Consider the following 19,076-nt stretch of genomic DNA (forward strand, 5'->3'; position numbering starts at 1 on the left):
TTAGTTGAGGTTTAAGGTTTCGACTTTGCCGGTCGCAGCCAGGTCCCGTCGATGGAGGCAGCATGAGCCAGAACCAGAACTACCTCGCCGTCATCAAGGTCGTCGGCGTCGGCGGTGGTGGTGTCAACGCCGTCAACCGCATGATCGAGCTCGGGCTGCGCGGCGTCGAGTTCATCGCGATCAACACCGACGCGCAGGCGCTGCTGATGAGCGACGCCGACATCAAGCTCGACGTCGGGCGCGACCTGACCCGCGGCCTCGGCGCGGGCGCCGACCCCGAGGTGGGGCGCCGCGCGGCCGAGGATCACGCGGAGGAGATCGAGCAGGCCCTCGCGGGCGCGGACATGGTCTTCGTGACGGCGGGCGAGGGCGGCGGCACGGGCACCGGCGGCGCGCCCGTGGTGGCGCGGATCGCGAAGTCGATCGGCGCGCTCACGATCGGCGTGGTCACCAAGCCGTTCTCCTTCGAGGGACGTCGCCGCCAGCAGCAGGCCGAGCAGGGCGTGCAGGTGCTCAAGGAGGAGGTCGACACGCTCATCGTCGTGCCGAACGACCGCCTCCTCGAGATCAGCGACCGCGGCATCTCGATGGTCGAGGCCTTTGCGACCGCCGACCAGGTCCTCCTCGCGGGTGTCCAGGGCATCACCGATCTCATCACCACGCCCGGCCTCATCAACCTCGACTTCGCCGACGTCAAGAGCGTCATGCAGGGCGCGGGGTCCGCGCTCATGGGCATCGGATCCGCGCGCGGCGCCGACCGCGCGATCAAGGCAGCCGAGCTGGCCGTCGAGTCCCCGCTCCTCGAGGCCTCGATCGAGGGCGCGCACGGCGTGCTCCTGTCGATCCAGGGTGGGTCCAACCTCGGCATCTTCGAGATCAACGACGCGGCGCGCCTGGTGCAGGAGGCCGCGCACCCCGAGGCGAACATCATCTTCGGAACGGTCATCGACGACACGCTGGGCGACGAGGTGCGCGTGACGGTCGTCGCCGCCGGCTTCGACGGTGGCGAGCCGCAGCCGCGTGCCGAGATTCCGTCGTTCGGCGGTCGGTCGGAGCAGGCGGCGCGCCCGTCGCTCCCCGGCGATCACGTGGCCCCGGCGGCCGAGGCCACGGACGGTTCGACCTCGACCGAGGACGGCCGCCCGGAGCCGCAGGCCCCGTCGATTCCCGCGACCCCCGCGCTCGCCGAGTCGGGCGCGTACGGGGACGACGACGACATCGACATCCCCGAATTCCTGAAATGACCACGCTCGCGGAGCGCCTCGCCGCCGCCGACGCCGCCATCGCGGCGTCGGCGGCGCGCGCGGGGCGCGATCCGCGGGATCTCACGCGCATCGTCGTGACGAAGTTTCACCCCGCGTCCCTCGTCCGGGAGCTTTCCGGCCTCGGAGTGCGCGACGTCGCGGAGAATCGCCAGCAGGAGCTGACGGCCAAGACGGCCGAGACAGCCGACCTCGCGGGCCTCACCTGGCACTTCGTCGGGCAGGTGCAGACCAAGAAGGCGCGGGCCGTGCGCCGGGCCGCGCGCGTCGTGCACTCGGTCGACCGCGAGCGCCTGGTCGACGCGCTCGATCGCGCGGGCGAGGACGACGCGCCGCTCGACGCCCTGGTCCAGGTCAACCTGACCGCGGATCCGAATCGCGGCGGCGTGGATCCGCAGGGGCTCGATGCGCTCGCCGAGCGCATCGCCGCAGCGGACACCCTCCGGCTCCGCGGCGTCATGGCGGTCGCCCCGCTGGGGGAAGAGCCGGCGCGGGCCTTTGACCGGCTCGCCGGATACGCCGCGCGCGTGCGGGGCATCGAGCCCGCGGCGACGTGGGTGTCCGCGGGAATGTCGCAGGACTTCGACGAGGCCATCGCGTGTGGCGCGACACACCTCAGAATCGGTACCGCAATCACGGGCCCGAGGCCGCCGCAGGATTAGCCTTCACACAAGACGAGCACCCAACCGGAGGACGCCATGGCGAACCCGCTCAAGAAGACGATGGTCTACCTCGGCCTCGCCGACGAAGAGGAATACGTCGACGAGCCTGCGGCCCAGGCCCCGTCCCGCACCGCTCACCACGAGGAGAGCCACGATGAAGACAAGCCGGCGCCCGTGACGCCGCTGCGTCGCCCCACGGTCGTGCGCCAGCCCGCGGCGGGATCCGTCAACGAGATCGTGACGGTGCACCCGAAGCAGTACCGCGACGCGCAGCCGATCGCCGAGCACTTCCGCGACGGCCTGCCGGTGATCATCAACGTCTCGCAGATGTCGGACGCCGACGCCCGGCGTCTGATCGACTTCGCGAGCGGCCTCTCGATGGGCCTCTACGGGCGCATCGAGCGCGTGACCAGCAAGGTCTTCCTCCTCAGCCCCGAGAACATCGCCGTCTCGGGCGACGGCGGGATCGCGCCCGCCGACGACGCCGCCTTCGGCGGCTGAGGTCGAGATTTCGCTCGTCGGGCCCGGGGCGCCGTTCGGCGTCGCCGGGCCTTCTCGCGTAGGCTAAGTTCTCGTGGCTGTCATCGGGTTCGTCGCGTCGATCCTGCACCTCGTCCTGTCTCTGTACGTCGTGGTGCTGTTCGCGCGCCTCATCCTCGAGTACATTCCTATGTTCAATCGGGAGTGGCGCCCGCGCGGGGGGATGCTCATCGTCTGCGAGATCGTCTACACGCTGACGGATCCGCCGATCCGCTTCTTCCGCCGCCACATTCCGCCGCTGCGCATCGGCGCCATCGCGATCGATCTCGGATTCGCGATCACCATGCTCTTGTGTTTCATCGCGATGTCCATCTTGCGGGTCATCGCGGTGATGTACTGAATTATCATGATGTCCACCATCGAAAGAGGGGCCACAACATGGCACTGACGCCGGAAGACGTCGTTACCAAGCAGTTCCAGCACGTCCGCTTCAAGGAGGGCTTCGACCCCGACGAGGTCGACGACTTCCTGGACGAGATCGTCGTCGAGTGGCGGAAGACGATCGAGGAGAACGAGCAGCTCAAGGCGCGCGTCGCCGAGCTCGAGTCTGGCGCCGCCGAGGCGACCCCCGTCGTGACGGAGGCCCCGAAGGCCGAGGAGCCCGCCGCGGAGCCGACCGAGGCGCCGACCGAGGCCGTCACGAGCACCGCGTCGAACGCCGCCGGCATCATCGCCCGCGCCGAGCGCCTGCACGACGAGCACGTCGCGGAGGGGCAGGCGACGGCGAAGAAGCTCGTCGACGACGCCGAGATGAAGGCCGCCGGCATCGTCTCGGCCGCCGAGGCGAAGCAGCGCGAGATCTCGCAGAAGCTCGACACGGAGCGCAAGACGCTCGAGGGCCGGATCACGGAGCTGCGCCAGTTCGAGCGCGACTACCGCCAGCAGCTGCGCGGCTACTTCGAGCAGAAGCTCGCCGACCTCGACGCGCCGGAGTCGGGCTCGGGCAACACGCCCGTGTCGACCATTGGCCTCTGACACCGACGCGCAGCCGCGGGCCCGGCGCCCGCTCCGCGCCCCGGCGGCCGGCGCCATCGTCGCGATTCTCGCGGCGCTGGTGCTGGCCGCCGACCAGGTGAGCAAGCAATGGGCGCTCGCCACGCTCACGGAGGGCGAACCGGTCGCGGCACTCGGAAACGCGCTGCAGTGGCTGCTCGTCTTTAACCCCGGCGCCGCGTTCTCGCTCGGCGAGGGCGTGACCTGGGTCTTCACGATCGCGCTCGGCCTCGTCGCCGCGGGCATCGTTTTCCTCGTCGTGACGCGCGTGCGCTCGCGACTGTGGGTCGCGGTCCTCGGCCTCCTCCTCGGGGGCGTCCTCGGAAACCTCACCGACCGCCTCGTGCGGGATCCTGGATTTCCCGTGGGCCACGTCGTCGACTTCATCCTCACGCCGTGGATGTGGTTCTGGACCAACCCCGCGATTTACAACGTCGCCGACATCTTCATCGTCGGCGGCATGATCTCCGTCGCGGTCCTTGTGCTCGTCGGCGTCGAGTTCGACGGCTCCCGGGCCCGCAAGGACGAGGCGGCCGAGGGCGACGATGCGTGAGTCTCGGCGCGTCCCGGTCCCGGACGCGCTCGAGGGAGCCCGGGTCGACCAGGCGCTGGCCCGCATGCTGGGGTTCTCTCGCACCTTCGCGGCCGAGGTCGCCGCGGCGGGCGGCGTGCTCGTCGACGGCCGCGCGGCCGGCAAGTCCGACCGCGTCAGCGCCGGCTCGTGGATCGACGTGGAATGGTCTGAGAGGGCCGAGCCGACCGTCGTCGCCGTCGAGGTTCCCGGGCTGGGCATCGTGTACCAGGACGACCACCTGGTCGTCGTCGACAAGCCGGCCGGTGTCGCGGCGCACCCATCGGTCGGATGGGAGGGCCCGACGGTCCCCGGCGCGCTCCTCGCCGCGGGCATCGAACTCTCGACCAGCGGCGCCGCCGAGCGCCAGGGCATCGTGCACCGCCTCGACGTGGGCACGAGCGGACTCATGGTCGTCGCGAAGACCGAGCTCGCCTACACGCTCCTCAAGCGCGCGTTCAAGGACCGCACGGTCGACAAGGTCTACCACACGGTTGTCCAGGGACTCCCGGATCCGGTCGTGGGCACAATCGACGCCCCGATCGGTCGTCACCCGAACCACTCGTGGAAGTTCGCCGTCACGCCGGACGGCAAGGACGCCGTCACCCACTACGAGCTCATCGAGGCCTTCCCCCGCGCGTCGCTCGTCGAGGTCCACCTGGAGACGGGACGCACCCACCAGATCCGCGTGCACATGGCCGCGCACCGGCACCCCTGCGTGGGGGATCCGCTCTACGGCTCGGATCCGACGCTCGCGGAGCGACTGGGGCTGACGCGCCAGTGGCTGCACGCGCATCGGCTCGCCTTTGAGCACCCGGCGACGGGGGAGCGGGTCGAGTTCGTCTCGCCCTACCCAGCCGACCTCGCGCACGCGCTCGAGCTGCTCCGCGACGCGCGCGTCTGACGCTCCTCCCGGCGCGACGCGCGCGTCCTTGTTCGCTACGCGATCACGGGCCGTGCGCCGCAGTCCCCCGCGCGGCTGCTTCGCGACCCGCGCTCCCGCCAGTCCCGATGCCTGCGGCGCCCGGCCCGTGATCGCTGCGCGGGCGTGTCGATGCCGGCGGCGCTCGGCCGGTAATCGCCTCGCCTGTGGCTTCGCGTGCGCGCCTGGGGCCCTCCCGGGCGACGGAAATTAGACTGAGAGGTATGGCCTCCGACTCCTTCGTGCACCTCCACGTCCACAGCGAGTACTCCATGCTCGACGGGGCCGCGAAGCTCGCGGACATGACGAAGGCGGCGGCCGAGATGGAGATGCCCGCCATCGCCGTCACCGACCACGGCAACAACTACGCCTCGTTCGAGTTCTACAAGGCGGCGAAGGCGCAGGGGATCAAGCCGATTATCGGCCTGGAGGCCTACGTCACCCCCGGAACCCACCGCTCCGACAAGACGCGCATCGCGTGGGGCACGGCCGATCAGAAGCGCGACGACGTGTCCGGATCCGGCGCGTACACCCACATGACAATGTGGGCCGAGAACACCGCCGGCATGCACAACCTCTTCCGGCTGAGCTCGCTCGCCTCCCTCGAGGGGTACTACTTCAAGCCGCGCATGGACCGCGAGCTCCTGCAGACCTACGGCAAGGGCATCATCGCGACCACGGGCTGCCCCTCGGGCGAGGTGCAGACGCGCCTGCGCCTCGGCCAGTACAACGAGGCGCGGCAGGCCGCCGCCGAGTTCCAGGACATCTTCGGCAAGGAGAACTACTTCGCCGAGATCATGGATCACGGCCTCGACATCGAGCGCCGCGTGATGGCCGACCTGCTGAAGCTCGCGAAGGACCTGCAGATTCCGCTCGTCGGCACGAACGACTCGCACTACACCCACCAGCACGACGCCAACGCGCACGAGGCGCTCCTGTGCGTGCAGTCGGGGTCGACCCTCGACGACCCGAACCGCTTCAAGTTCGACGGTGACGGCTACTACATCAAGCCCGCGGCCGAGATGCGGCAGCTCTTCCGCGACCACCCCGAGGCGTGCGACAACACGCTGCTCATCGCCGAGCGGTGCGAGATCGAGTTCGACACGTCGGCGAACTACATGCCGCGCTTCCCCGTGCCCGAGGGTGAGACCGAGGAGAGCTGGTTCGTCAAGGAGGTCGAGGCCGGGCTGCACTATCGCTACCCGGGCGGGATCCCCGACGCCGTGCGCCAGCGCGCGGAGTACGAGATCGGCATCATCACGCAGATGAAGTTCCCGGGCTACTTCCTCGTGGTCGCGGACTTCATCAACTGGTCGAAGAACAACGGTATTCGTGTGGGCCCGGGCCGCGGGTCCGGCGCGGGATCGATGGTCGCGTACGCGATGCGCATCACGGACCTGGATCCGCTCGAGCACGGCCTGATCTTCGAGCGGTTCCTCAACCCGGACCGCGTCTCGATGCCCGACTTCGACGTCGACTTCGACGACCGCCGCCGCGGCGAGGTCATCGACTACGTGACGGAGAAGTACGGCGACGAACGCGTCGCGCAGATCGTCACCTACGGCACCATCAAGTCGAAGCAGGCGCTCAAGGACGCGGGCCGTGTGCTCGGGTTCCCGTTCAGCATGGGGGAGCGGCTGACGAAGGCGATGCCGCCGGCCGTGATGGGGAAGGACATGCCCCTCGACGGGATGTTCGACCCGTCGCACGCGCGGTACAAGGAGGCGAGCGAGTTCCGCTCCGTGATCGAGACGGATCCGGAGGCGCGCACCGTCTTCGACCGCGCCGTGGGGCTGGAGGGGCTGAAGCGCCAGTGGGGCGTGCACGCGGCGGGTGTCATCATGTCCAGCGACCCGCTCATCGACATCATCCCGATCATGAAGCGGGAGCAGGACGGGCAGATCGTCACCCAGTTCGACTATCCCGCCTGCGAGTCGCTCGGGCTCATCAAGATGGACTTCCTGGGGCTGCGCAACCTCACGATCATCTCTGACGCGCTCGAGAACGTCCGCATGAACAAGGGCGTCGAGATCGACCTGGAGCAGCTCCAGCTCGACGATAGGAAGGCGTACGACCTCCTCGCCCGCGGCGACACGCTGGGTGTGTTCCAGCTCGACGGCGGGCCGATGCGGTCGCTCCTGCGCCTCATGAAGCCCGACAACTTCGAGGACATCTCGGCCGTCATCGCGCTGTACCGGCCGGGCCCCATGGGCGCCAACTCGCACACGAACTACGCGCTGCGCAAGAACGGCGAGCAGGCCATTACCCCCATTCACCCCGAGCTCGAGGAGCCGCTGCAGGACATCCTCGACACGACCTACGGCCTGATCATCTATCAGGAGCAGGTCATGGCGATCGCGCAGCGGGTCGCCGGATTCAGCCTGGGTCAAGCCGACATCCTGCGCCGCGCGATGGGCAAGAAGAAGAAGTCCGAGCTCGACAAGCAGTACGTGGGCTTCAGCGGCGGCATGATGGAGCGCGGCTTCTCTGAGGACGCGGTCAAGGCACTCTGGGAGATCCTCCTGCCGTTCTCCGACTACGCGTTCAACAAGGCCCACTCCGCGGCGTACGGGGTCGTGTCGTACTGGACCGCGTACCTCAAGGCGCACTATCCGGCCGAGTACATGGCCGCGCTGCTGACGTCGGTTGGCGACTCGCGGGACAAGCTCGCCATGTACCTCAACGAGTGCCGGCGCATGGGCATCAAGGTGCTGCCGCCCGACGTGTCGGAGTCGATCGAGTTCTTCGCCGCCGTCGGCGAGGACATCCGCTTCGGGCTCGGGGCGGTCCGCAACGTCGGCCACAACGTGGTCGACGGCATCGTCGCGTCGCGGTCGGACGGCCCGTATACGTCGTTCCACGACTTCCTCGCGCGCGTTCCCCTGCACGTCACGAACAAGCGCACGATCGAGTCGCTCGTGAAGGCCGGCGCCTTCGACACCATGGGATCCACCCGTCGCGCGCTCGTCGAGATCCACGAGCAGGCCGTCGAGCAGGCCGTGACCGACAAGCGCAACGCCGCGGGCGGCGCGATCGGCTTCGACTTCGACAGCCTGTGGGACGAACCGGAGGCCGTGCAGAAGGTGCCGGAGCGCCCCGAGTGGACGAAGAAGGACCTCCTGGCGTTCGAGCGCGACATGCTCGGGCTGTACGTGTCGGATCACCCGCTCGCGGGCCTTGAGGTGCCGCTCGCGAAGCACCGCTCGATGACGATCAACGACCTGGTCAACTCCGAGGATCTGGAGGACGGCGACCAGGTCACGATCGCGGGCCTCGTGACGACGGCCCAGCACCGCGTCGCGAAGTCGAGCGGAAACCCGTACGGCATGATCACGGTCGAGGACTTCGAGGCCGAGGTCACCGTGATGTTCATGGGCAAGACGTACACGGAGTTTCAGCCGATCCTCACGCAGGACTCGATCCTCGTCGTCCGCGGGCGGGTCTCGCGCCGCGACGACGGGCTGAACCTGCACGCGCAGGCCGCGTTCGCGCCCGATATCGCGACGTCCGTGGCGAGCGGGCCGCTCACCGTCATGCTCCCCGAGCAGCGCGCCACCGAGCGCGTCGTCGGCGACCTGTCCGAGATTCTCCGCCGGCACGGCGGCGACACCGAGGTGCGGCTGAAGATGCACCGGGGGCGGCAGGCGAAGGTCTTCGAGGTGCCGATTCCCGTGCGGGTCTCCGCCGAACTCTTCGGCGACCTCAAAGCGCTCCTCGGACCGCAGTGTCTCGGATGAGCGCGGAGCGCGGCCCACGTAGAATTGCGGACGGACGGATCGCGCCCGGCGCGACGGAGAGGATCCCACAGTGACTGATGCCAATGCGCCGCAGCCCGGCGCCTTCTCGCAGGGCGAGCAGCAGCCGCGCTTCGTGCAGCAGATGACCGTCGACACGCCCCTCGAGGAGCCGCCGCACAACGCGCAGCAGGGCCTCGGGCCGTTCACGCTGCGCGAGTGGATCCTGCTCGGCCTCGGGCTGGTCCTGTTCGTGCTGTCGTTCGTGTCGGTCGTGCAGATCAGCGGTTTCGGGCGCGGCGTGTACGCGCCAATCTGGAGCTTCGGCATCAGCTGGGTCGGCGCGGTCGGATTCCCCGTGGCGGCGGTGGTCCTCATCGGCCTGCGCCGGTTCGTCACGGGCTTCCGCAACGTTGGCGCGCTCGGCATCGATCAGTTCGCTTCGGTCGCCTTCGCCGTGTCCGCCTACGTGTGGCTGAACCTCGGGATCACGTGGGTCCAGCTCGGCGCCATGCTCGGCGCCGTCGTCTGGATCGCCTCCCTCGTCGCGCTCGCGGGCGTCGCGCTGACCGTGTTCGGCCGCTTCCTGCCGCCGTTCCGCGAGGACTTCGCGGAGCGCGACGAGGTCCCGGCCCACGCGACCGCGCGCCCGGTCCGGCCTCTCCTGCGCACGCCGCGCCCGCAGCCGATCCCGTCGGCCTGGCAACAGCACCCCGCGCCCGCCTCCGCCGAGGAGCCGGGTGCGCACGCCACGCAGTCGTATCCGCAGGCCGCGCACCCGTACGCGTCGCCGTCCGAGCAGGGATGGCCCGGGTACACCCCGGCGGCCGCGCCCGCACCGACCGACACCGCGGCGTCGCCTCCCGAAGCGGCCGTCCCGCAGGCGACCGCGCCGCGGGAGGGCGCTGAGGGCGCATCTGCGGGCGTGCCCGCCCCCGAGCACGAGTCCGCCACGCAGGCGGTGCCCGAACAGCCGGCTTCCGCACAGGCCGTGCCCGAGGCCGCGGCCCCGGAGCAGACGGCCGACGAGCAGGCGGCGCCCGAGCAGGCGGCGCCCGAGCAGGCCGCGGCGTGGCAGGACAACGCCGCGACGGCGGTCTTCGATGGGCCTCTCGTGGCCGAGCCTGCGCCCGCGGACCAGCCCTTCTGGGCCCTCGTCCCCGTGGAACGCGACGTGCACGACGTCGCGGGGAACCCGAGCTTCCGGATCGGCCCGACCGCCTGGGCCCTCGTGCTCGAGGACCGCGGCGCGTACTTCGTCGTCCGCCATGACGACGGCCGCATCGGATACCTGCACGACACCAGCGGCGTCACCCGCGGCTGATCGACTCTTCGAAGGACGGCGACACCCATGCGCACGATCGACCTGCGCTCCCGAACGCTCTCCGCGCGCGACCTCCTCGACGTGGTTCCGCGCGCCACGGAGGCGCTCGCGGCGGCCCGCGACGCGGCCGAGCGGATCGTCGCGGACGTGCGTGACCGCGGCGAGGCCGCCCTCCGCGAGCAGGCGGAGCGCTTCGACGGCGTCGCCGGTCACGACGTGCGCGTACCGCGCGCGCACATCGACGAGGCCCTCGCCGCCCTGACGCCCGACGTGCGCGCCGCGCTCGACGAGGCGATCGCGCGCGTGCGGGAGGCGTCGGCGGCGCAGGTTCCGGATCCGCGTTCCACACGGCTCGGGCCGGGGGCGGTCGTCGACCAGCGCTGGCAACCCGTCGGGCGCGCGGGCGTGTACATTCCCGGCGGCAAGGCGGTCTACCCGTCGAGCGTCGTCATGAACGTCGTCCCGGCGCAGGTGGCCGGGGTCGCGTCGCTCGCGCTGGCCTCGCCGCCGCAGGCCGACCAGGGCGGCCGCGTGCACCCGACGATCCTCGCGGTCGCGGGGCTCCTCGGCGTCGACGAGGTATACGCCATGGGTGGCGCGGGCGCGATCGGCGCGCTGGCGCACGGCGTGCCGGCGCTGTCCCTCGCGCCCGTCGACGTCGTCACGGGGCCCGGGAACAACTTCGTTGCGGCGGCCAAGCGGGTCGTCGGAGGCTCGGTGGGCACCGACGCCGAGGCCGGTGCGACCGAAATCCTCATCGCGGCGGACGAGACCGCGGATCCGCGGCTGGTCGCCTACGACCTCATCAGCCAGGCGGAACACGACGAGCAGGCGGCATCCGTGCTCGTGACGACCTCGGAGGAGATCGCGGATTCGGTCGCGCGCGCCCTGGCCGACCTCGCCCCGCGCACGCGCCACGCCGAGCGCGTGGCCGCGGCCCTCGCGGGTCCCCAGTCCGCGATCGTCCTCGTCGACTCGGCGAGCGACATGGAGCGCGTCAGCAACGCCTATGGCCCCGAGCACCTCGAGCTGCACCTCGCCGACGCCGACGCGGCGGCGGCGCGCTACACGAACGCCGGGGCGGTGTTCGTCGGTGCCGCCTCGCCCGTGAGCCTCGGCGATTACATGGCCGGCAGCAACCACGTCTTGCCGACGGGCGGCCAGTCTCGGTACGGTTCGGGGCTCGGCGCCTACACGTTCCTGCGGCCGCAGCAGGTGATCCGATACGACCGGGACGCCCTCGGCGTCGTGGCCGACCGGATCGTGGCCCTCGCGAACGCGGAGGACCTTCCCGGACACGGCGAGGCGATCACCGCGCGCTTCGCGTGACGGGGATCTCGGGGCGATCCGAGTAGGCTCGTTCCGCTATGCATTGCCCCTTCTGCCGCCATCCCGACTCCCGCGTCATCGACTCCCGTACGAGCGACGACGGGCTATCGATCCGCCGTCGCCGCCAGTGCCCCGAGTGCGGCGGGCGCTTCTCGACGGTCGAGACCGCGAGCCTCAACGTCGTCAAGCGCTCCGGCGCGGTCGAGCCGTTCTCGCGCGACAAGGTCATCTCCGGCGCGCGCAAGGCGTGCCAGGGGCGGCCCGTGACCGACGACGACCTCGCGCTGCTCGCGCAGAAGGTCGAGGAGGCGCTGCGCCAGACCGGTCAGAGCACCTTCGAGGCGGGCGACATCGGCGTCGCGATTCTCGGCCCGCTCCGCGAGCTCGACGAGGTCGCCTACCTGCGTTTCGCGAGCGTGTACCAGGCGTTCGCGTCCCTCGAGGACTTCGAGGCCGCCATCGCGGATCTCCGCGCCGACCACCGCACCCAGGGGGAGTGACCCGATGCTCTACGACCTCGTGTTCCGCAGCGTCTTCCGGCGCATGGATCCGGAACTCGCGCACCACCTCGGCATGACCGCCATCCGCGTCCTCGGGTCGCGGCCGATCGCCCCCGTCGTCCGCCGCTTTGCCGCGCCGGATCCGCGTCTCGAGACCACCGCCCTCGGGCGGACTTTCCCCACGCCGTTCGGCGTCGCGGCGGGTTTCGACAAGAACGCGGTGGGTGTGCGCGGCGTCGACGCGCTCGGGTTCGGTCATGTCGAGATCGGGACCGTGACGGCGATCCCGCAGCCCGGCAACGAGCGTCCCCGGCTCTTCCGCCTTGTCGCCGATCGGGGTCTCCTGAACCGCATGGGGTTCAACAACGAGGGGGCGCGCGCGGCGGCGCGCCGCATCGCGCGGCTGCGTCGTCGAGGCGCCGTCGTCGGCGCGAACATCGGCAAGAGCCGGGTCGTCGCGGTCGAGGACGCCACGGCGGATTACGTGCGCAGCGCGCGGGCGCTCGCGCCCGTGGCGGACTACCTCGCCGTCAACGTCTCCTCGCCGAACACCCCGGGCCTGCGCGGGCTCCAGGCCGTCGAGACGCTGCGCCCCCTGCTGGAGGCGGTGCGGGATGCCTCGGGCGGCACCCCGCTGCTCGTGAAGATCGCCCCGGACCTGCCGGACGACGAGGTCGCCGCGATCGCGCACCTCGCCGTGGACCTCGGGCTGGACGGCCTCATCGCGACGAACACGACGATCTCCCGCGACGGGCTCGCGACCCCGCAGGGCGAGGTGGAGCGCATGGGGGCCGGCGGCGTGTCGGGACCGCCTGTGAAGGCCCGCTCGCTCGAGGTGTTGCGCCTCGTGCGCGAGGCCGCGCCGGATCCGTCCTTCTGCGTGATCTCGGTCGGCGGCGTCGAGACGGGCGCGGACGTCCGCGAGCGGCTGGACGCGGGCGCGACGCTCGTGCAGGGCTACACCGGATTCATCTACCGCGGGCCGCTCTGGGCGCGCGAGATCAACCGCGCCCTGGCCGCCTGACGACTCACGCACGAAGCGGGCGGCGCCTCTCGGAGGCGCCGCCCGCTTCGTGCGTGATCAGGATCAGAGCGCGGGGTACTCGCCGCGGCGCACCTGCGGCTTGGGCATGCGCATCATCCGCATCTGCACGGAGCGCATCGCGGCGTACATCCCGAGGCCCTTCTCGCGCTTATCGGCGCCGAACTTCTCCGCGGCCCGCTTCTTCACGCGGGAGGACAGGAAGATCATGTCCGCCACGACGAACAGGATGTAGGCCCAGAGCGCGAGGAACGACCAGGTCTGCGTGATGGTCGAGGGGATGAAGGTCAGGACGATGACGACGACCATCATCGGCATGAGGAACTCGCCGAGGTGCCAGCCCGCGTCGACCCAGTCGCGCGCGAACCGGCGCTGCGGCCCCTTGTCGCGGGGCCCGAGGTAGCGGTCCTCACCGTTCGCCATGCCCACCCGCGCGCGCTCCTGCCGGGATCGCATATCGGCGCGGGCGGCGCGCTTGGCCTCCTTCGTGTTCGGCACGAGCGGGCGCAGGCGCTTTGCCTCCTGCTCGGCGCGCGACGGCGTGGGCCGCCCCTTACCGGTCGGGGCCTCGACGGGCGCGTCGTCGGCGGATGCAGCGTTCTTGGCCATGAGGGAACCTCGGGAGTGGGGACACGGGTATCCACCTAAGATTACCCGCATGACTTCCGAGCCCGCTTCTCGTGACCTGTCCGATACCGACGAGGCGATCGTCCGGTCCGTCGACGGGGGATTCCCGGCGGCCGTCGCCTCGCTCGGCGAGCTCGTGCGGATCCCCGGCATCGCCTGGCCCGCATTCGACGCTTCGCAGCTGGAGAAGAGCGCGGAGCGGATCGCCGAGCTGGCCGAGGACACGGGCCTGTTCTCCCGCGTGGAGGTCGCCCGCGCGCCGGTCGCGGACGGCGATGGCGAGCTCGGGCAGCCCGCGGTCCTCGCCGTGCGCCCGGCGCGCGCCGGGCGCCCCACGGTGATGCTCTACGCCCACCACGACGTGCAGCCCCCGGGGGACGAGGCCTTGTGGGAGACGCCGCCGTTCGAGCCGACCGTGCGCGACGGCCGGATCTACGCCCGCGGCGCCGCCGATGATAAGGCGGGCGTCATGACCCACATCGCCTCCCTCCGCGCGCTGGCGGAGACGGTGGGCGACGACCTCGACCTCGGCATCGTGCTGTTCGTCGAGGGAGAGGAAGAGTACGGATCGCGCTCCTTCGTGCCCTTCCTCGAGGCCCATGCGGACGAGATGCGCTCCGACGTCATCGTCGTGGCCGATTCCGGAAACTGGGACGCGAACACCCCGGCCGTCACGGTGTCGCTGCGCGGCAACGCCCACTTCCATCTCACCGTCCGCACCCTCGAGCACGCGTCGCACTCCGGGATGTTCGGCGGGGCCGTTCCCGACGCCATGATGGCGACGATCCGACTGCTCGGCACGATGTGGGACGAGAACGGATCCGTCGCGGTCGAGGGGCTGGCCGTGCGCGACGCGCCCACGCCCGCCTACGACGAGGCGCAGCTGCGCTCCGAGACCGGCCTCCTCGATGGCGTGTCTCCGGTGGGCGACGGCACGATCCTCAGCCGCATCTGGAACAAGCCGACCGTCACCGTGACGGGCATCGACTTCACCCCCGTCGCGTCCGCGAGCAACACCCTGTCGCCCGAGGTGACGGTGGTCCTGAGCTGCCGCGTCGCACCGGGACAGAGCTCGGCCGAGGCGTACGCCGCGATCGAGCGGCACCTGCTCGCGCACGCGCCGTTCGGCGCGCAGCTCGAGTTCAGCGAGATCGACCTCGGCGATAGCGTCCTCGTCGACACCGACGGGTGGGCGATCGGCGAGGCCCGGCGTGCGCTCGCCGACGGCTACGGCGTGCCGTCCGTTGACTACGGGGTGGGCGGATCCATTCCCTTCATCTCCGATCTCGTCGAGCGGTTCGCGGGCGCGCAGGTGCTCGTGACGGGCGTCGAGGACCCGCACTCGCGCGCCCACAGCCCGAACGAGTCTCTGCGCATCGACACCTTCCGGCACGCGATCCGCTCCGAGGCGCTGCTGCTCGCGCGCCTGAACGAGCGATCCGCGCCGTAGCGGAGCCCGCGCGCCCGGCGCGCCGATACAATCGAAGGCAGACGCCGCGAGCGCGGTGAGAACAACGGAGAGGAGTTCTGCGATGACGGACACCACCATGACCGCCGAGGCGACCGCCAACGCCCACGGCGTGAGCCTCACCGACGCCGCCGCGGCAAAGGTGAAGAGCCTGCTGGAGCAGGAGGGTCGCGATGACCTGCGCCTGCGCGTCGCCGTGCAGCCCGGGGGTTGCTCGGGCCTGATCTACCAGCTCTACTTCGACGAGCGCTACCTGGAGGGCGACGAGACCGTCGACTTCGAGGGCGTCGAGGTCATCGTCGACAACATGTCCGTGCCGTATCTCGACGGCGCGTCGATCGACTTCAAGGACACGATCTCGGAGCAGGGCTTCACGATCGACAATCCGAACGCGTCCGGTAGCTGCGCCTGCGGCGACAGCTTCCACTGATCAGCGCGACAAAAGCGCCCCGTGCCCGCCCGGCACGGGGCGCTTTTGCGTGCGCGGGCGCGCCGCGGCTCGCTGGGAGGGTGGCATGAACGCGGTGTGCGCTTGCCATAGGATGGAGGAAGCCACATCCATGTTCGAAAGGTGAATTCGTGCCGTCGAAACGCCGAATCCGCTGGGCCGCGGTCCCCGTGATCGCCGCGGCTGCCGCCGCCCTTTCCGGGTGCACTCCCACAGAGCTTCACGGATACCTCCCGGGCTTCGACAGCTCGGGCACTCCGACGACGAACCAGACCGAGGGCATCGCGTCCCTCTGGGTCGGGTCGTGGATCGTGGCGCTCGTCGTCGGTCTCATCACGTGGGGCCTAATGCTCTGGGCGATGATCGTCTACCGTCGCCGCAAGGGGCAGACGGGCCTGCCGGTGCAGATGCGCTACAACATGCCGATCGAGATTTTCTTCACCTCGGTGCCGATGATCCTCGTGATCGGCCTGTTTGCCTTCACCGCTCGCGAGCAGACCGCGATCGAGAAGCCCTGGGCCGACGACGAGGTCGAGGTGTCCATCACCGCGATCGCGAAGCAGTGGTCCTGGGACTTCCAGTACAACGAGGCCGCTCCCGGCGACGAGACGGTCTACACGATGGGCGTCCAGGCCCAGCCCGCGGCCGACGGCTCGATCAACCAGGAGGAGCTGCCGACGCTCGTCCTCCCGGTCGACAAGAAGGTCACGATCGACCTGCAGTCGCGCGACGTGATCCACTCGTTCTGGATCATCGACTTCCTGTACAAGAAGGACATGTACATCGGCCACGACAACTCGTGGTCGTTCATCCCGACGCGCGAGGGCACGTACGCCGGCAAGTGTGCCGAGCTGTGCGGCGAGTACCACTCGATGATGCTCTTCAACGTCGAGGTCGTCAGCGAGGCCGAGTACGAGCAGTACGTCGCCGACCTCGAGGCCGCGGGCAGCACGGGAGACGTGAACGACGCGTACGACCGCCTGCAGAACAGCCCGGGCACGGATGGGTCGCAGGACGCGGCCGAGGAAGGACACTGAGCATGACCGCCACGGCAACGCTCCCTCCGCGCCAGGCCGCTCTCCTGAGCGGGTCGCGCACGGCGGAGAAGGGCAACATCATCGTGCGGTGGATCACGTCCACCGACCACAAGACGATCGGGTACATGTACCTCATCGCCTCGCTGATCTTCTTCCTCCTCGGCGGCGTGATGGCCCTCATCATCCGCGCCGAGCTGTTCGCTCCCGGCATGCAGATCGTGCCGACCAAGGAGCAGTACAACCAGCTGTTCACGATGCACGGCACGATCATGCTGCTGATGTTCGCGACGCCGCTCTTCGCGGGCTTCGCGAACGCGCTGCTGCCGCTGCAGATCGGCGCGCCGGACGTCGCGTTCCCGCGCCTGAACGCGTTCGCGCTGTGGCTGTTTATCTTCGGTTCGCTGATCGCCGTCGCCGGCTTCCTCACCCCGCAGGGAGCGGCCTCCTTCGGGTGGTTCGCGTACCAGCCGCTCGCGAACGCGTCGTTCTCGCCCGGCGTTGGCGGCCACCTCTGGATGGTCGGCCTCGGCCTGTCGGGCTTCGGCACGATCTTCGGCGCCGTGAACTTCATCACGACGATCATCACGATGCGCGCCCCAGGCATGACGATGTGGCGCATGCCGATCTTCACCTGGAACACGCTCATCACGAGCCTGCTCATCCTCATCGCCTTCCCCGTGCTCGCCGCGGCGATGCTGGCGGCCGCGAGCGACCGCATCTTCGGATCCCACGTGTACGACCCGGCCAACGGTGGCGTGCTCCTGTGGCAGCACCTGTTCTGGTTCTTCGGCCACCCCGAGGTGTACATCATCGCGCTGCCGTTCTTCGGCATCGTCTCGGAGATCTTCCCGGCCTTCAGTCGCAAGCCGATCTTCGGATACAAGACCCTCGTCTACGCGACGATCGCGATCGCCGCGCTGTCGGTGTCGGTCTGGGCGCACCACATGTACGTCACGGGCGGCGTCCTGCTGCCGTTCTTCGCGCTCATGACGATGCTGATCGCGGTGCCCACGGGCGTGAAGATCTTCAACTGGATCGGAACGCTCTGGCGCGGATCCATCACGTTCGAGACGCCGATGCTGTTCTCGCTCGGCTTCCTCGTGTCCTTCGTGTTCGGCGGCCTCACGGGCGTCATCCTCTCCGCGCCGCCGCTCGACTTCCACCTGAGCGACTCGTACTTCGTCGTCGCGCACTTCCACTACGTCGTCTTCGGCACGGTCGTCTTCGCGATGTTCGCGGGCTTCTACTTCTGGTGGCCGAAGTGGACGGGGAAGATGCTCAACGAGCGCCTCGGCTACGTGCACTTCTGGCTCCTCTTCGTCGGTTTCCACATGACGTTCCTCATCCAGCACTGGCTGGGCGTCGACGGCATGGTGCGCCGCTATGCGGACTACTCGCCGGCGGATAACTGGCAGTGGGAGAACCAGCTCTCGACGATCGGATCCATCGTCCTCGCGTCGTCGATGATCCCGTTCTTCCTGAACGTGTGGATCACGGCCCGCAAGGCGCCCAAGGTCACGGTCAACGACCCCTGGGGTTACGGCGGATCGCTCGAGTGGGCGACGAGCTGCCCGCCGCCGCGTCACAACTTCTCGTCGATCCCGCGGATCCGCTCGGAGCGCCCCGCTTTCGACCTGAACCACCCGGAGTCGCTCGACGACTACGACCCGACGAAGGCCCCCGTGCCCGCGTCGCAGGGAGGCACGAAGTAAATGAAGTCTCAGATCGGTATCTGGTGGCTCCTCACCGGATTCTTCTTCCTCTGCTTCGCGGTCTACACGGTGTGGAACATCATCGCGCACGCGGAGACCGGCGCCTGGTATGACGGGATCGAGTGGGTGGGCTCCGCCGCCCTCCTCTTCCTCGTGTTCATGTCCGGCATGATCTCCTTCTTCATCCACCGGCTCTACAAGGCGCAGCACGGCGTCGAGCTCCCGGAGGACCGGCTGGACGCCGACATCGACGACGGCGAGATGGAGCAGGGCGAGTTCAGCCCCTGGTCCTGGTGGCCGCTCGTGCTGGCCGCGGCGCCCGCAGTCGGCATGATCTCGCTTGCGACGGCGCACTTCCTCATTCCCGTGGCGGCAGGCCTTCTGATCGTCGGCCTCGTGGGCTGGGTGTACGAGTACTACCGCGGGAACTTCGCCCGCTGACCCGCACCGCGCGAGAAAGGGGCCAGGCACACATTTGTGCCTGGCCCCTTTTTCGTGCGCCCAGCGCGCCTGCAGGCGCCGCGCGAGCGGGGCGACGTCAGGATCCAGGGATCCGCATGCTGTCGGGGACGTCGAGGACGTCGGGGACGTCGAGGACATCGAGGACGTCGGGGAGCGCGCCGGCGGGCCGCGTGCGGGCGATCGGGGGAGGGCTGCAGAAGGGGCGAGGACGCGTCGGGCTGCGGCTGGGCGCCCGCTGGCGCTCGTGAGGGGCCCGCATACGCTCTGGCAGGCCCGCTCGCGCTCGGACAGCGCCCCAGACGACGCGAGGACGGGCAGGCCAGCGCACATGTGGGCGCGCGTTCGTCGGACGAGGGAGGCGCGCGCGGGAGGCGCGCGGCGTTCTCGTTGCTCAGACGTGCGGCGGGAACGCGGATCCGGGCGCGCGTGAGCGACGTGGAGCG

The 19,076-nt window shown here is 69.9% G+C and carries 18 protein-coding genes; 17 read left to right on the plus strand and 1 reads right to left on the minus strand.

Annotation, left to right across the window (positions count from 1 at the left end):
* Nucleotides 1-62 precede the first annotated feature (62 nt).
* The 12 genes from ftsZ (at nt 63) to G8E01_RS05605 (ending at nt 12,861) form a co-directional block, all read left to right on the plus strand.
* The gene (gene ftsZ, locus G8E01_RS05550) at nt 63-1,244 is read left to right on the plus strand and encodes a cell division protein FtsZ (protein WP_166316976.1); all 1,182 of its coding nucleotides are present in this window, start codon (nt 63-65) and stop codon (nt 1,242-1,244) included.
* Complete coding sequence (locus G8E01_RS05555; RefSeq protein ID WP_166316979.1) at nt 1,241-1,924, plus strand: YggS family pyridoxal phosphate-dependent enzyme; 684 nt, start codon at nt 1,241-1,243, stop codon at nt 1,922-1,924. Before ftsZ ends, G8E01_RS05555 begins: the two co-directional genes overlap by 4 nt.
* 36 nt (nt 1,925-1,960) lie before the next feature.
* Complete coding sequence (locus G8E01_RS05560; protein WP_166316982.1) at nt 1,961-2,425, plus strand: cell division protein SepF; 465 nt, start codon at nt 1,961-1,963, stop codon at nt 2,423-2,425.
* A gap of 73 nt (nt 2,426-2,498) precedes the next feature.
* Nucleotides 2,499-2,804 (plus strand): YggT family protein, encoded by a 306-nt coding sequence (locus G8E01_RS05565; RefSeq protein ID WP_166316985.1) that lies wholly within the window; start codon nt 2,499-2,501, stop codon nt 2,802-2,804.
* Nucleotides 2,805-2,842: 38 nt separating this feature from the next.
* Nucleotides 2,843-3,439, plus strand: coding sequence for a DivIVA domain-containing protein (locus tag G8E01_RS05570; protein ID WP_166316988.1), 597 nt, complete (start codon nt 2,843-2,845; stop codon nt 3,437-3,439).
* Nucleotides 3,429-4,010, plus strand: coding sequence for a signal peptidase II (locus tag G8E01_RS05575; protein WP_166316991.1), 582 nt, complete (start codon nt 3,429-3,431; stop codon nt 4,008-4,010). Before G8E01_RS05570 ends, G8E01_RS05575 begins: the two co-directional genes overlap by 11 nt.
* On the plus strand, nt 4,003-4,932 hold the full coding sequence (locus G8E01_RS05580; RefSeq protein WP_166316994.1) for an RluA family pseudouridine synthase: 930 nt from the start codon (nt 4,003-4,005) through the stop codon (nt 4,930-4,932). The genes G8E01_RS05575 and G8E01_RS05580 overlap by 8 nt, the downstream gene beginning before the upstream one ends.
* Before the next feature lie 242 nt (nt 4,933-5,174).
* The gene (gene dnaE, locus G8E01_RS05585) at nt 5,175-8,687 is read left to right on the plus strand and encodes a DNA polymerase III subunit alpha (protein ID WP_166316997.1); all 3,513 of its coding nucleotides are present in this window, start codon (nt 5,175-5,177) and stop codon (nt 8,685-8,687) included.
* Between the two features lie 70 nt (nt 8,688-8,757).
* Complete coding sequence (locus G8E01_RS12715) at nt 8,758-10,008, plus strand: hypothetical protein (RefSeq protein ID WP_166317000.1); 1,251 nt, start codon at nt 8,758-8,760, stop codon at nt 10,006-10,008.
* A gap of 27 nt (nt 10,009-10,035) precedes the next feature.
* Nucleotides 10,036-11,337 (plus strand): histidinol dehydrogenase, encoded by a 1,302-nt coding sequence (hisD, locus tag G8E01_RS05595; RefSeq protein WP_166317003.1) that lies wholly within the window; start codon nt 10,036-10,038, stop codon nt 11,335-11,337.
* Between the two features lie 38 nt (nt 11,338-11,375).
* Complete coding sequence (gene nrdR, locus G8E01_RS05600) at nt 11,376-11,837, plus strand: transcriptional regulator NrdR (RefSeq protein WP_155049027.1); 462 nt, start codon at nt 11,376-11,378, stop codon at nt 11,835-11,837.
* A 4-nt stretch (nt 11,838-11,841) separates the two neighbouring features.
* Complete coding sequence (locus G8E01_RS05605; protein ID WP_166317006.1) at nt 11,842-12,861, plus strand: quinone-dependent dihydroorotate dehydrogenase; 1,020 nt, start codon at nt 11,842-11,844, stop codon at nt 12,859-12,861.
* A gap of 63 nt (nt 12,862-12,924) precedes the next feature.
* On the opposite strand, the gene G8E01_RS05610 is transcribed toward G8E01_RS05605, so the two are convergent.
* A complete protein-coding gene (locus G8E01_RS05610; protein WP_166317009.1) occupies nt 12,925-13,488 on the minus strand; it encodes a DUF3043 domain-containing protein in 564 nt (187 codons plus the stop codon).
* A gap of 49 nt (nt 13,489-13,537) precedes the next feature.
* On the opposite strand from G8E01_RS05610, the gene G8E01_RS05615 reads away from it, so the two are divergent.
* The 5 genes from G8E01_RS05615 to ctaF all read left to right on the plus strand — a co-directional run bounded on the left by G8E01_RS05615 (nt 13,538) and on the right by ctaF (nt 18,612).
* Nucleotides 13,538-14,956 (plus strand): dipeptidase, encoded by a 1,419-nt coding sequence (locus tag G8E01_RS05615; protein ID WP_166317012.1) that lies wholly within the window; start codon nt 13,538-13,540, stop codon nt 14,954-14,956.
* A gap of 82 nt (nt 14,957-15,038) precedes the next feature.
* Entirely contained in the window at nt 15,039-15,404 is a 366-nt protein-coding gene (gene erpA, locus G8E01_RS05620) for an iron-sulfur cluster insertion protein ErpA (protein ID WP_166317015.1), read from the plus strand.
* A gap of 149 nt (nt 15,405-15,553) precedes the next feature.
* Nucleotides 15,554-16,459: an aa3-type cytochrome oxidase subunit II gene (gene ctaC, locus G8E01_RS05625; protein ID WP_166317018.1), complete on the plus strand. Its 906-nt coding sequence runs from the start codon at nt 15,554-15,556 to the stop codon at nt 16,457-16,459.
* A gap of 2 nt (nt 16,460-16,461) precedes the next feature.
* Entirely contained in the window at nt 16,462-18,171 is a 1,710-nt protein-coding gene (gene ctaD, locus G8E01_RS05630; RefSeq protein WP_166317021.1) for an aa3-type cytochrome oxidase subunit I, read from the plus strand.
* A complete protein-coding gene (gene ctaF / locus G8E01_RS05635; RefSeq protein ID WP_166317024.1) occupies nt 18,172-18,612 on the plus strand; it encodes an aa3-type cytochrome oxidase subunit IV in 441 nt (146 codons plus the stop codon).
* Nucleotides 18,613-19,076: the final 464 nt, after the last annotated feature.

The sequence above is a fragment of the Microbacterium excoecariae genome, assembly GCF_011326725.1.
GTDB lineage: Bacteria > Actinomycetota > Actinomycetes > Actinomycetales > Microbacteriaceae > Microbacterium > Microbacterium excoecariae.